The following is a 12800-nucleotide window of genomic DNA, read 5'->3' on the forward strand; positions in this document are numbered from 1 at the left end:
AATTGCCGGCTTTAAAGCAGGGCTCGAGCAACACTGGCATCTATGACCATCATCGCACTTGGTATTAATCACAAAACCGCGTCTGTAGAATTACGTGAAAAAGTCGCGTTTTCTCCAGAGCAGCTTACTGAAGCATTGCATCAACTCCAACATGCGCCGCAGTTTAACGAGTCTGTGATCGTATCGACCTGTAATCGCACCGAAATCTATTGTAGCCTTGAGACTGCAGATCCCCAAGCCTTACTAAACTGGTTATCTGAATTTCATCACGTTGCTGAGCAAGATTTGGCCGAAAACGTGTATGTACATATGAATCAAGACGCGGTCAATCATTTAATGCGGGTGGCCTGTGGCTTGGATTCTCTGGTATTAGGTGAGCCGCAAATTTTAGGGCAAATTAAGCAAGCCTTTAATACCGCTAAACAACATCATGCCATTCAGCCGACCTTTGAGCGCTTGTTTCAAAAAACCTTTTCAGTTGCCAAGCAAGTCAGAACAGAGACCGATATTGGCGCCAGTGCGGTATCGGTTGCCTATGCGGCGGTGAATTTGGCCAAGCACATTTACGGCCAGTTAGATAAAACCCAAGTATTATTGATAGGCGCCGGTGAAACCATTGAGTTGGTGGCCAAGCATTTGTCTCAGCACAACCCAAAATCGATCACGGTGGCCAACCGTACCATTGAGCGCGCACAAAATCTGGCGCAAGAGGTAGGAGGCTGCGTTATTTCGTTAGCGCAGTTACCCGATGCACTGCCCAATGCTGATATTGTCATTAGTTCTACCGCCAGTACTCTGCCCATTATCGGCAAAGGGGTGGTGGAGCAAGCACTTAAAAAACGTCGTCATAAGCCGATGTTATTTATCGATATTGCGGTGCCCCGAGATATAGAAAACCAAGTCAATGAGCTCGACGCCGCTTACTTGTACTCGGTGGACGACTTGCAAGCCATCGTTAATGAAAACCTGGCCAGCCGAGAACAAGCAGCCAAAGACGCACAGCAAATTATTGACTTACGCACCCAAGAATTTTCTCAGTGGCAGCGCTCACTGCATTCTGTTGATGTGATTAGGCAATACCGCCAAAGTGCGCAAGAAATAAAAAATGAACTCGTGGAAAAAGCCCTTAATCAGCTACAATCGGGCAAAGATGCAGAAAAAGTAATAAACGAATTAGCAAATAAGTTGAGTAATCGCTTAACTCATGCACCGACTCGCGCCATTCAAGAAGCCGCCAAAGAAGGTGATGTCGATAAGTTAGCACAACTCAAACAAACATTAGGAATTGAGCAGGAATAAATATTAGATGAAAGAGTCTATATATCGTAAGTTAGAAACCTTGGTAGAGCGCTACGAAGAAGTGCAAGCCATGCTAAGCGATCCCGAGGTGATTGGCGATCAGAACCGCTTTCGCGCCTTATCAAAAGAGTTTTCAGAGCTAGAAGATGTGGTAAAGGCCTTTACCGCGTATCAGCAAGCACAAGAAGATGTAGCTACATCGGAAGAGATGCTAAAAGACTCAGATCCTGATATGCGTGAAATGGCGCAAGAAGAATACAAAGAGGCGAAAGCGGCAATCACTGCCCTTGAAGACGACCTTCAAGTGTTGATGCTGCCAAAAGACCCTAAAGACGACAACAATGTGTTTTTAGAAGTGCGTGCTGGTACGGGTGGTGATGAAGCGGCTATTTTTGCCGGAGATTTATTCCGCATGTACAGCCGCTATGCTGAAACGCAAAAGTGGCGCGTAGAAGTTGTCAGCGCCAATGAAGGTGAACATGGCGGCTACAAAGAAGTGATTGCCCATATTAGTGGTGACGGCGTTTACGGTAAGTTGAAGTTTGAGTCTGGTGCGCACCGGGTTCAGCGTGTGCCAGAGACGGAATCGCAAGGTCGGGTTCACACCTCAGCATGTACCGTCGCGGTGATGGCGGAAATTCCAGAAGCCGAAGCCATTGATATCAATCCGTCTGATTTGAAAATTGATACCTTCCGCGCCTCGGGTGCCGGTGGTCAGCACGTTAACAAAACGGACTCTGCTATTCGTATTACCCACATTCCAACCGGTGTAGTGGTGGAGTGTCAAGATGAGCGTTCGCAGCATAAAAACAAGGCAAAGGCTTTGTCAGTGTTGGGCGCGCGATTACAGCAAGCCGAAGATGAAAAGCGCGCTGCAGCAGAGGCTTCAGAGCGTCGTAACTTGGTGGGCAGTGGTGACCGCTCAGAGCGTATCCGCACCTATAACTTCCCACAAGGGCGGATCACTGATCACCGTATTAACTTGACCTTATATCGTCTAAATGAAGTGATTGCCGGAGAGCTGGGGGCGGTCATCGATCCCTTGGTGATTGAATACCAGGCTGACTTGCTTGCGGCCATGAGTGAAGACGAGTAATGTCCGTATTAACCGTTGCTCAAGCGCTTGCTTGGGCAACTACACAGATAACCCCCCACTCAGACTCTGCCAAGCTGGATGCCGAAGTACTGCTATTAAAGGTATTAGATAAAACCCGCACTTATCTGTTTACTTGGCCTGAAGCTGAACTCACCAGCGCACAACAACAGCAATTTGAGCAAGCTGTTGCAAGGCGTATCACGGGCGAGCCGGTGGCACACATTACCGGTGAAAGAGAATTTTGGAGCCTGCCTTTAGAAGTCAATGCCAGCACCCTAATTCCAAGGCCAGACACCGAAACACTGGTTGAGCATGTACTGAGTATGACACTGCCTGATACTGCTGCAGTGTTAGACTTAGGCACCGGAACCGGCGCGATTGCGCTGGCACTGGCCAGCGAGTACCCAAGGTGGCAAGTTACCGCTGTGGACGCATCTACAGAGGCGGTGGCACTTGCCAAGCGCAACCAAGCTCGGCTGGGGTTCAGCAACGTCACCATTTTACACAGTGACTGGTTTAGTGCCGTTGGCGAGCAACAGTTTGATCTTATTGTCAGTAACCCGCCGTATATTGATCCCACTGATGAGCATCTTTCTCAGGGTGATGTAAGATTTGAACCGCAAAGCGCCTTAGTGGCAAACCAGCAAGGGTACGCTGACATCTATCATATTATTGAAAGTGCAAAGCCCTATTTGCGTTCGGGCGGTTATTTATTATTGGAGCATGGCTTTGAGCAAGCCGATAAGATCCGTCAGTTTTTTGCACAAATGGCGTATATTAATATACTTACCATAAAAGATATGGCAGGGTGTGATAGGGTAACCTTGGCAATGATGCCGTAAAAGGTATCCTCCACACACAGGTTTAGCGCTTCAATAGGATCCTAAATATGGATGATTTTTTGTTTTCAGATGAACTCACCGACGTAACTGAGCCCGATAAAATCGGGACTTGGAAAGTCATCATTGTTGACGATGAGCCTGAGGTTCATGCCGTTACTAAGTTGGCACTCAGTGATTTTGAATTTCAAAAAATGCGCTTAGAGTTCCTCAGTGCTTACTCGGGTGAAGAAGCGAAAAAAGTCATCGATGCCAATCCCGATGCCGCGGTGGTATTACTTGATGTCGTCATGGAGACCGACGACGCTGGTTTGCAAGTGGCAAAATACATTCGTGAGACGGCAAAAAATAATCACATACGTATCATCTTACGTACCGGTCAGCCTGGTCAGGCACCTGAGCGTCAAGTAATTGTTAATTATGATATTAATGATTACAAATCGAAAACGGAACTGACCGCTCAAAAGCTCTTTACTGTGGTGATGTCAAGTTTACGTTCTTATCGCGATATTTTGGCAATTGAGCAATCTCGCCAAGGTTTAGAAAAAATCATCACGGCATCACGCGACATTTTCGCCACGCACTCCATTGAAAGCTTCATCGAAGGCGTATTACAACAGCTCACATCCCTCATTGGCACCGTTGATCAAGCGATATACGCCACCTCGTTGGCTGCTGGTAAAGAGCCCGGTCAAGAAACAGACCAGCTGGTTGTGTTTGCTGGCCGGGGAGACTTCGAGAAGAGTGAGGGTAAGCCCATTTCCGAGGTCCTAGACCCGGATCAAATGTCAGCTTGCACCAAGGCATTGGAAGACAAAGACATTGTTTATAAAGACAATTACCTTTTTGCTTACTGCTCTAGCGATTACAACCACGCGTCTATGTTGTTTGTCTCGGGGATCCCGGATTTCTTAACCGACACTCAACGTCATCTGATTGATATTTTCGCTCAGAATATGCAGCTAGCTTACGAAAATGTACAGCTTCAGGCTGAAATTGAAGACACTCAGCAGGAGCTAGTGATACGGCTAAGTGAAGCACTGGAACTGCATTCGACCAACACCGGGAATCACGTCAAACGCGTTGCCCACTTGTGTCATTTATTGGCCAGAGAAATGGGGCTTTCAGAGCGCGAGGCTGAGCTTATCAAAATGGCTTCACCACTTCATGATGTCGGTAAAGTGGGGATCCCTGACGCCATTCTTAACAAGCCGAGCAAACTCGATGATGACGAGTGGCAGGTGATGCAAACCCATGCTGATAAAGGCTTTGAGTTATTAAAAGACTCACGTCGTGAAATCGTTAATGCTGGGGCGTTAATCGCTCGTGATCACCACGAAAAATGGGATGGTACAGGTTATCCTAAAGGCAAAAAAGGCCAAGAAATTCATTTATATGGTCGTATTGTCGCGTTGGCTGATGTTTATGATGCACTGCGCCACAAACGCTGTTATAAAGAAGCCTGGAGCAAAGAAGACGCGCAACAAGAAATTGTTGCCCAAAAGGGCAAGCACTTTGATCCTGAACTCGTTGATGTGTTCAACCAATGCATTGATGAATTAGAATTAATTTTACAACGTTTCCCAGACTAGATAGAGAAGTATATGGATTACATGGCTTTAAAGCACACACATTTGCTGTTTGTGGTACTTAGTATTGTTTTATTTTATACCCGTGCTGTGTCGCGCTTAAATAGTGGCAAATTGGCTAAACACAAAGGAGTTTTTATTTCCAGCCACAGTGTCGATACCTTGTTGCTGGTTACTGCGGTAATACTCGCCGTTTCGGCCGGGCTTAAGCCATCTGAGCAACCTTGGCTAATGCAAAAAATCGTCTTGGTGTTTGGCTACATTGGCTTAGGGTTTGTGATTGCTAAATCCACTGCCAAGAAAACTAAAATTGCAGCACTGGCAGTGGCCACCACGGTGCTTTTAGCAATTGGTCATTTAGCCGTGAGTAAACAAGCCTTTTTTAGTTAGACACCTCAACATTGGCACTCTTACTCTGAGTGCCACAGTCTATTTTTATCCGGTCGATTTTCGCCCTAACTTCAGCCACTTTGCCCCGAACTTGTTTTCCCCTCTTGGGAATATGACAAAAAGTGGTAAACTAGTCGTTCTATGACCGAAGCAACTCAAGAGAAATCAAGTCCTATGAATGATATCTGGTTAGATGAGAAAGACGTATCTCTCGATGACAATACAGATGCATTTTCCTATCCGCCTTTATTGAGATGCATAAAGGCAGAGCAATATTGGGATGCCCAAGCCGACACCAACAAAACCTTGTGTCAGCTTGCAGAGCTCGAGTTTGCGGTGGACGAGATTTATCACGCAAACCGTGATCGCCACGAGCGTTTAGATAAAATTCTAGACACGTTTTATACCGACTGGCTGTTCAGTGGCAGTAGCCAAGATGTCTCTGAGCACAAGCTCAATAGCGTGTGTTATGCCCTAGCAATGCGCAGCGGCACCAACACAGCGTTAGGGTTAATCTTGGTGCACTTACTTGAGCGCGCTAAACTCGATGCCAGTTTGGCGTTAAACCAAGGTGACATTGCTGTGCACGTTGCTTTTAGTGATGACGAAGGCTACTTAATTGAGCCAAGCTCAGGTCACCAAAGCTGGTACTTGATACCGGAAAATGAAACTAAAGAAGAAAGCAAAGAGGCCGAGCCGCTGGAGCTTATTTTCAATGAAGAGTCATTAAAACTGTATTTATCACAACAAAAGTGGGCCTTTATTGCGGCAGAAAAGTTTGGTCATGCACTCAGTTGTGTAGAACAGTTAATGGATATCCTAGGTGATGATCCCTACGAACGTCGCGACAGAGGGTATCTGCTAAATCAATTAAACTGCCCAAAAATGGCAAAAGACGATTTGCAGTTTTTTGTGGATGAATGTCCAGACGATCCCACCATTGAAATGATCCAGCATCAGATCAAAGAACTGGCTGACCATAACAACATATTACACTGATAATAATAATAGCGAGGACATATGGAGCAAAGTGCTGCGCTCGTTACCAATAATGCGGTAATCATGGGCCTGTTGGCCGTTATTTTGGGGTTTGTTTTTTATACCTCTAATTTGAAAACAGGGTTTTGGGCGAAATTTTACAAATACGTTCCAGCCTTGTTGATGTGTTATTTCCTACCATCCTTACTCAATACCTTCGGCATTGTTGATGGTAATAATAATGACGTATACAGCGTCGCTAAATATTTCTTACTGCCAGCATGTTTAGTCTTGCTGACCTTGAGTATCGACTTAAAATCCATCGCTGGTTTGGGTAAAAAAGCCGTGATCATGTTCCTTACTGGCACTGTTGGCGTGGTGCTCGGCGGACCCATTGCCCTGTTACTTACCGCTACCTTTATGCCGGAGCTAATTGGTGTCGCTGGACCTGAAGCCGTATGGCGAGGTATGGCAGCATTGGCTGGAAGCTGGATTGGCGGCGGCGCTAACATGGTGGCGATGAAGGAAATTTATGGTGCCGGTGGCGAGATATTTACCATTATGGTCACCGTCGATATTGTGGTCGCGAACTTGTGGATGGCTTGCCTATTGTACATGGCTGCGCGAAATAAAGAGATTGACGCCAAAACGGGCGCCGACACTTCGTCGATTAAGCGCCTAATCGACAGAGTTCAAGCATTTGAAGCCGAACATGCTCGAAAACCTGAGTTAAAAGACCTAATGATACTGGTTGGGTTTGCGTTTGGCGCAACGGGCTTGGCACACTTTGCGGCGGATTTGTTAGTGCCCTTCTTTAGTGCCAACTACCCTGAGCTGAAAAAGTTTTCTCTGCACAGTAAATTATTTTGGATTATCGTGTTAGTCACCACCATAGGCCTGGCCTTGTCTTTTACCAAGGCTCGCCAATACGAAGCCGTGGGCGCTTCTAAAATTGGTTCTAGCTTCTTGTATATCCTGGTTGCCACCATAGGTCTACACATGGACATTACCAAGATAGTCGAAGCGCCTAAATACGTCATTATTGGACTTATTTGGATGGCCGTACACGTTAGTCTGTTATTTATTATGGCAAAACTCATCAAAGCACCTGTTTTCTATGTGGCGGTAGGCAGTAAAGCCAATATTGGTGGCGCAGCCTCTGCACCTGTGGTGGCTTCCGCTTTTCACCCCGCGCTGGCACCTGTCGGCGTGCTGTTGGCCGTTTTAGGTTATGCGTTGGGGACTTATATGGCATGGTTCTGCGGACAATTACTCCGTGTGATCGGCAGTTAAAGGATACAAAATGAACACAGATATTATTACTATTGCAGGCCGTGAAGTGGCAAATGACAAGCCATTTGTGCTTTTCGGCGGCATGAACGTACTGGAGTCCCGTGATCTGGCGATGAGCATTGCCGAGCACTATGTGACCATTACGGAAAAACTCAATATACCTTATGTATTTAAGGCTTCATTCGACAAAGCCAATCGCTCATCGATCAACTCCTACCGTGGCCCAGGCATGGATGAGGGGTTAAAGATTTTTGAAGAAATTAAGCGCACTTTTAACGTGCCGGTGATCACCGATGTGCACGAACCTTTCCAAGCTGAGCCTGTGGCTGAGGTGGCTGATGTTATCCAGCTACCGGCATTTCTGGCACGACAAACGGATTTAGTCGTGGCCATGGCTAAAACGGGTGCGGTGATCAATGTTAAGAAGCCGCAATTTTTAGCCCCTCACGAAATGCGCCACATCATTAAAAAGATCAATGAAGCAGGCAACGATAAGGTGATTTTATGCGAGCGTGGCAGTAGCTTTGGTTACAACAACCTAGTGGTAGATATGCTGGGTATGGACGATATGAAGCAGATGGCCCCGGTGATTTTTGACGCCACTCATGCCTTGCAGCGCCCTGGTGGTCGCAGTGACTCGGCCGATGGTCGCCGTGCTCAAGCCGCAGAGTTGGCTCGCAGTGGTATGGCATTAGGGTTAGCTGGACTGTTTATAGAAGCACACCCAAATCCCAACGAAGCCAAATGCGATGGCCCATGTGCCTTACCATTAGCGAAACTAGAAAGTTACTTGCAGCAGATGAAAGCGGTCGATGAGCTGATAAAAAGTTTTGCACCGCTAGACACCAGCGCCGCGGACTTATAATCTTATCGAGTAACTTGATACATTCTGCCCGCATACAGCGGGCTTTTTATAGGCATGAATGAATGTCACGAAGACTACCACCATTAAATGCATTAAAAGCCTTTGAGGCAGCAGCACGACATTTGAGCTTTACCAAAGCAGCAGAAGAGTTGTATGTTACTCAGGCCGCGGTGAGTCATCAAATAAAAACCCTCGAAGAGCACTTGGGTCTAAAGCTTTTTTTACGTAAAAACCGCTCCTTGCTTCTAACCGAAGAAGGCCAGGGTTACTTTTTAGATATTAAAGACATCTTCTCGCAGTTAGTGGATGCCACTGAAAAGTTGTTAGCGCGAGGCGCGAAAGGGTCATTAACGGTAAGTCTCACACCAAGCTTCGCAATTCAATGGTTAGTGCCTAGGCTCAGTAAATTTAACGAGCTTCACCCAGAAATAGATGTCCGAATTAAAGCACAAGACTACGATGATAACTCGCTGACTGACGACGTTGATGTTGCCATTTATTATGGCCGTGGTAACTGGAATGGGGTGCAAAAACATAAGCTACATACCGAGTATCTGGTGCCTTTATGTAGTCCATTTTTGCTGACCGGTCCGAAACCGCTTAACCAACCAAGCGACCTAGCTCAGCACACGTTATTGCACGATACCACTCGGCGTGCTTGGAAAGCTTGGATGAAAACGGCGGGGGTGCGCAACGTTGCGGTCAATACCGGGCCTATATTCAGCCACTATTCGATGGTGTTACAAGCGGCCATTCATGGTCAAGGTGTGGCCTTGGGTAATAGTGTGTTAGCCAAGCCCGATATTGATGCTGGGCGCTTAGTGATCCCATTTAGTCATCATTTAGAAAGTAAAAATGCCTATTACTTGGTGTTTCGAGAAGCGCAAGCTGAGTTAGGTAAAATTGTGTCCTTTAAAGATTGGATGCTCGATATGGTAGAACAGGAACAAGAGTTAAATAGTTTATGAGCACAGTAAGTATTGAATGGCACAAGTGCACTAATCCCATCGCCCAGTTTATTTTTGCCCATGGTGCTGGCGCAGGCAGTGACAGTGATTTTATGCAAGACATGGCAAAAAAGCTGGCAGCTTGCGATATTCAGGTGGGACTGTTCGACTTTGAATATATGCAACAAGCGAAGCGCGAAGGCAAAAAGCGCCCACCTGAACGGGCACCTAAGTTGTTAGCCTATTATGATGCCGTGCTAGCGCAAGCCGACCCTAAGCTGCCTTTGTTTATTGGTGGTAAGTCGATGGGTGGGCGTATGGCTTCTATGCTAGCTTGTGACACCTCGTCACCCGTGGCCGGTGTGCTGGCCTTTGGCTACCCATTTCACCCTCCTGGAAAGCCAGATAAGCTGAGAACTGAACATTTTGCGCAATTACCTTGTCCTTTTCTTATTCTTCAAGGAGAACGAGACACTTTTGGTAACCGCACCGAAGTTGAAGCCATGACACTGCCGACAACGCTTAATATCAAGTGGCTTAAAGATGGTGACCACTCACTCAAACCACGTAAAGTCAGCGGCGTTAGCGAGGATGAGAGCCGAGCCAATGCAGCGACCATGGCGGCCAGCTTTATTAAGGAGCAAGTGCATGGCTAAGCTCTATCTTATTCTTGGTAGCCTACTGTGTTTGCTATCTGTGGTGCTAGGAGCATTTGCAGCACACGGCCTAAAAGGTCGTTTAAGTGAGTATGGCCAAGCAATATTCAATACCGCGGCGCACTATCAAATGACTCACGGCGTAGCCATTATTGTGGTCGCTCTGTTGCTAAAATGGGGTGTCAAAGTGCAATTGGCCGGGAGCTTTTTCTTTGCTGGGGTGATGCTTTTTAGTGGCAGCCTGTATTTACTCGCACTCACTTCATGGAAGTGGCTTGGCCCTGTAACGCCGATTGGCGGAGTCTGTTTTATTGTCGGCTGGGTGATCCTCATTGTGCAAATCTATAAATCCTCATTCTAAGAGAGTCTAATGTCGAGTATCGTGATTTATTGTCGCAGTGGCTTTGAAAGTGACGCCGCTGCAGAAATTAACCATTACGCCGCCCAACATGGTGTCGGTGGTTACGTAAAAGCAAAGCCCAACACGGCTTTTATTACTTTTGAATGCTTTAATGCCGACGACGCTGAAGCATTAACAAAGAAAATAGACTTCAAAAAGCTGGTGTTTGCTAGACAGTGGTTTGTTGGCCAGCTGCTTACTGATATGCCGGTGGCGGATCGCGTTAGTGTGATTAAAGAGGCAGTAACAGACTTTCCTCTGTGTGGCGAGTTACGGGTTGAAACGCCCGATACCAACCAAGGCAAAGAGCTGTCTAAGTTCTGTAAAAAGTTTTCTACACCATTGGCAAAGTCTCTGGAAAAACACAATAAGCTTACGCGCGCAATTAAAACCGCTAAGCCGGTACTGCACGTGCTCTTTTTAGCTAATAATACCGCCTACGTTGGCTATTCGTTTAGCGATAATAACTCACCATTTTTTATGGGGATCCCACGCTTAAGAATGCCCGCCGATGCCCCAAGCCGCTCAACACTCAAGTTAGACGAAGCATTCCATGTGTTTGTTAGTAAAGAGCAACAAGAGCTACGTGTGCGCCCAGGTATGCGTGCTGTCGATTTAGGGGCTTGCCCAGGCGGCTGGACTTATCAGTTGGTACGCCGTGGTATGTTTGTCGCTGCCATCGATAATGGCCCCATGAATGATGACTTGATGGAAAGCGGTCAGGTTAAACACTTTACCGAAGATGGCTTCAAATACCGCCCCGAGAAACGCAACATTGATTGGTTAGTGTGTGACATGGTGGAAAAACCAAGCCGAGTGGCCAACTTAATGATCGATTGGATTGTTAATGCTTACACCAAAGAGCTTATTTTTAACCTCAAACTGCCGATGAAAAAGCGTTTTGACAGCGTCTATGAGTGCCTGACGTTAACCCATGAAGAGTTGCAGAAGTATGGCGTAGATTATGAAATTCAAGCCAAGCACCTCTACCATGACCGTGAGGAAGTAACGGTACACATTAACGTACTAAAGGTACCGCAAAGCCTTTATAGTTAATAATCAGGGCCTTTAAAAGGCCTCATGAAGCGGCTATGCCGCTTCATCCTGATGTTTTTGTTTTAACAACCGGCTGGTTACCGTGCCTGCCGTCATCGAGCCCGACACGTTTAACGCAGTTCTCGCCATATCAATCAATGGCTCAATAGAGATAAGCAATGCCGCAATGGTCACAGGCAAGCCCATGGCTGGAAGCACCACTAAAGCCGCGAAGGTCGCACCGCCGCCAACTCCTGCGATACCAAATGAGCTAATCGCCACCATGGCCACCAAAGAGATAATAAAATCAATAGCAAAGGGATCCACACCAACGGTAGGAGCCACCATCACGGCTAACATTGCCGGGTAAATCCCTGCACACCCATTTTGACCGATGGTGGCGCCAAACGAGGCCGACAGGTTGGCTATGGCAGGGGGGACTTTGAGCTTTTCAATTTGCGCTTCCACATTTAACGGTATGGTGGCAGCAGAGCTTCTTGAAGTAAATGCAAAGGTCAGCACCGGCCATATTTTTTGGAAGAACTGCTTGGGGTTTTCACCCACTAAAGTGATCAGCATACCATGCACCACAAACATCATTAGAATGGCGACATAGGAAGCGATAATAAAGCCCAATAAGCTGATAATATCGGCCATACTAGAAGTGGCAATCACTTTGGTCATCAGTCCAGCAACGCCATACGGAGTCAGGGCAATGATCATGCGTACTAAACGTAAGACGGTGGCCTGTGCTGCCTCTACGGCGTTTCTGATGGTGCCACTGAGTGCCGACTCCTCAATGATTGCGCGACGGGCTGCAATGCCAGTTAACACGCCAAAAATAACCACTGCGATAATAGAGGTAGAACGCTCGCCAGTTAAATCGGCAAACGGATTAGTGGGAATAAAGCTCAGTAGCATCTGAGGAATAGTTAAATCGGCCACTTTGGTGGCGCGCTCTTCTAACACCGCGATGCGAGCCGTTTCTCTTGCCCCTTCCACTAAACCGGCTGCACTTAAGCCAAACGCTTGAGTAATAAAGATACCAATCAGTGCAGCAATGGCCGTGGTAATGACTAAAATAGAGATGGTGACAAAGGAGATTTTGCCCAACGAGCCTTGATTATCCAGCTTTACCACAGCGGCAATCATAGACACTAACACCAGCGGCATGATCACCATTTTTAAGAGGTTAACATAGCCACTGCCAACCACGGCAATCCAGTCTAAAATGCTTTGTTTTGTGGCAACATCGCCAGCAAAAATAAACTGTAGCCCTAAGCCAAATAAGCTACCCCCCACCAAGCCTAATAAAACGGTCTTGGATAACGTCTCCGTGCGTCTTTGAACTCGATACAAACCAAACAATAAAAGCGCAAATACCACAAGCGCGGCAACAACAGCAAAAAACAT

At 46.8% G+C, this 12800-nt stretch carries 13 protein-coding genes; 12 read left to right on the plus strand and 1 reads right to left on the minus strand.

The annotated features are described in order from the left end of the window. Positions 1–42: 42 nt before the first annotated feature. The 12 genes from hemA (at position 43) to rlmM (ending at position 11408) form a co-directional block, all read left to right on the plus strand. Positions 43–1299 (plus strand): glutamyl-tRNA reductase, encoded by a 1257-nt coding sequence (gene hemA, locus R3P39_RS17250; RefSeq protein ID WP_336568999.1) that lies wholly within the window; start codon positions 43–45, stop codon positions 1297–1299. A 7-nt stretch (positions 1300–1306) separates the two neighbouring features. After that, on the plus strand, positions 1307–2395 hold the full coding sequence (gene prfA, locus R3P39_RS17255) for a peptide chain release factor 1 (RefSeq protein WP_336569000.1): 1089 nt from the start codon (positions 1307–1309) through the stop codon (positions 2393–2395). Further along, positions 2395–3237 (plus strand): peptide chain release factor N(5)-glutamine methyltransferase, encoded by an 843-nt coding sequence (gene prmC, locus R3P39_RS17260; RefSeq protein ID WP_336569002.1) that lies wholly within the window; start codon positions 2395–2397, stop codon positions 3235–3237. The genes prfA and prmC overlap by 1 nt, the downstream gene beginning before the upstream one ends. Before the next feature lie 47 nt (positions 3238–3284). Next, entirely contained in the window at positions 3285–4826 is a 1542-nt protein-coding gene (locus R3P39_RS17265; RefSeq protein ID WP_336569003.1) for a DUF3369 domain-containing protein, read from the plus strand. 12 nt (positions 4827–4838) lie between these two features. Beyond that, positions 4839–5213 (plus strand): SirB2 family protein, encoded by a 375-nt coding sequence (locus R3P39_RS17270; protein ID WP_336569004.1) that lies wholly within the window; start codon positions 4839–4841, stop codon positions 5211–5213. 174 nt (positions 5214–5387) lie between these two features. Further along, on the plus strand, positions 5388–6212 hold the full coding sequence (locus tag R3P39_RS17275) for a tetratricopeptide repeat protein (RefSeq protein ID WP_336569005.1): 825 nt from the start codon (positions 5388–5390) through the stop codon (positions 6210–6212). A 21-nt stretch (positions 6213–6233) separates the two neighbouring features. Beyond that, complete coding sequence (locus tag R3P39_RS17280) at positions 6234–7484, plus strand: DUF819 family protein (RefSeq protein ID WP_336569006.1); 1251 nt, start codon at positions 6234–6236, stop codon at positions 7482–7484. Between the two features lie 10 nt (positions 7485–7494). Continuing rightward, positions 7495–8349, plus strand: a complete 855-nt coding sequence (kdsA, locus tag R3P39_RS17285; RefSeq protein ID WP_336569007.1) for a 3-deoxy-8-phosphooctulonate synthase — start codon at positions 7495–7497, stop codon at positions 8347–8349. A gap of 62 nt (positions 8350–8411) precedes the next feature. Beyond that, positions 8412–9317, plus strand: a complete 906-nt coding sequence (locus R3P39_RS17290; RefSeq protein WP_336569008.1) for a transcriptional regulator GcvA — start codon at positions 8412–8414, stop codon at positions 9315–9317. Next, positions 9314–9952 (plus strand): alpha/beta family hydrolase, encoded by a 639-nt coding sequence (locus tag R3P39_RS17295; RefSeq protein WP_336569009.1) that lies wholly within the window; start codon positions 9314–9316, stop codon positions 9950–9952. Before R3P39_RS17290 ends, R3P39_RS17295 begins: the two co-directional genes overlap by 4 nt. Further along, complete coding sequence (locus R3P39_RS17300; RefSeq protein ID WP_336569010.1) at positions 9945–10313, plus strand: DUF423 domain-containing protein; 369 nt, start codon at positions 9945–9947, stop codon at positions 10311–10313. Before R3P39_RS17295 ends, R3P39_RS17300 begins: the two co-directional genes overlap by 8 nt. Before the next feature lie 9 nt (positions 10314–10322). Continuing rightward, complete coding sequence (gene rlmM / locus R3P39_RS17305) at positions 10323–11408, plus strand: 23S rRNA (cytidine(2498)-2'-O)-methyltransferase RlmM (RefSeq protein ID WP_336569012.1); 1086 nt, start codon at positions 10323–10325, stop codon at positions 11406–11408. Positions 11409–11441: 33 nt separating this feature from the next. On the opposite strand, the gene R3P39_RS17310 is transcribed toward rlmM, so the two are convergent. After that, entirely contained in the window at positions 11442–12800 is a 1359-nt protein-coding gene (locus R3P39_RS17310; protein ID WP_336569013.1) for an L-cystine transporter, read from the minus strand.

Source organism: Pseudoalteromonas sp. UG3-2 (assembly GCF_037120705.1).
Taxonomy (GTDB): Bacteria; Pseudomonadota; Gammaproteobacteria; order Enterobacterales; family Alteromonadaceae; genus Pseudoalteromonas.

What these genes read in the sequence shown, in the direction of transcription:
- hemA (WP_336568999.1), top strand. Translation starts at nt 43, where the DNA reads ATGACCATCATCGCACTTGGTATTAATCACAAAACCGCGTCTGTAGAA.
- prfA (WP_336569000.1), top strand. Translation starts at nt 1,307, where the DNA reads ATGAAAGAGTCTATATATCGTAAGTTAGAAACCTTGGTAGAGCGCTAC.
- prmC (WP_336569002.1), top strand. Translation starts at nt 2,395, where the DNA reads ATGTCCGTATTAACCGTTGCTCAAGCGCTTGCTTGGGCAACTACACAG.
- R3P39_RS17265 (WP_336569003.1), top strand. Translation starts at nt 3,285, where the DNA reads ATGGATGATTTTTTGTTTTCAGATGAACTCACCGACGTAACTGAGCCC.
- R3P39_RS17270 (WP_336569004.1), top strand. Translation starts at nt 4,839, where the DNA reads ATGGATTACATGGCTTTAAAGCACACACATTTGCTGTTTGTGGTACTT.
- R3P39_RS17275 (WP_336569005.1), top strand. Translation starts at nt 5,388, where the DNA reads ATGAATGATATCTGGTTAGATGAGAAAGACGTATCTCTCGATGACAAT.
- R3P39_RS17280 (WP_336569006.1), top strand. Translation starts at nt 6,234, where the DNA reads ATGGAGCAAAGTGCTGCGCTCGTTACCAATAATGCGGTAATCATGGGC.
- kdsA (WP_336569007.1), top strand. Translation starts at nt 7,495, where the DNA reads ATGAACACAGATATTATTACTATTGCAGGCCGTGAAGTGGCAAATGAC.
- R3P39_RS17290 (WP_336569008.1), top strand. Translation starts at nt 8,412, where the DNA reads ATGTCACGAAGACTACCACCATTAAATGCATTAAAAGCCTTTGAGGCA.
- R3P39_RS17295 (WP_336569009.1), top strand. Translation starts at nt 9,314, where the DNA reads ATGAGCACAGTAAGTATTGAATGGCACAAGTGCACTAATCCCATCGCC.
- R3P39_RS17300 (WP_336569010.1), top strand. Translation starts at nt 9,945, where the DNA reads ATGGCTAAGCTCTATCTTATTCTTGGTAGCCTACTGTGTTTGCTATCT.
- rlmM (WP_336569012.1), top strand. Translation starts at nt 10,323, where the DNA reads ATGTCGAGTATCGTGATTTATTGTCGCAGTGGCTTTGAAAGTGACGCC.
- R3P39_RS17310 (WP_336569013.1), bottom strand. Translation starts at nt 12,800, where the DNA reads ATGTTTTTTGCTGTTGTTGCCGCGCTTGTGGTATTTGCGCTTTTATTG.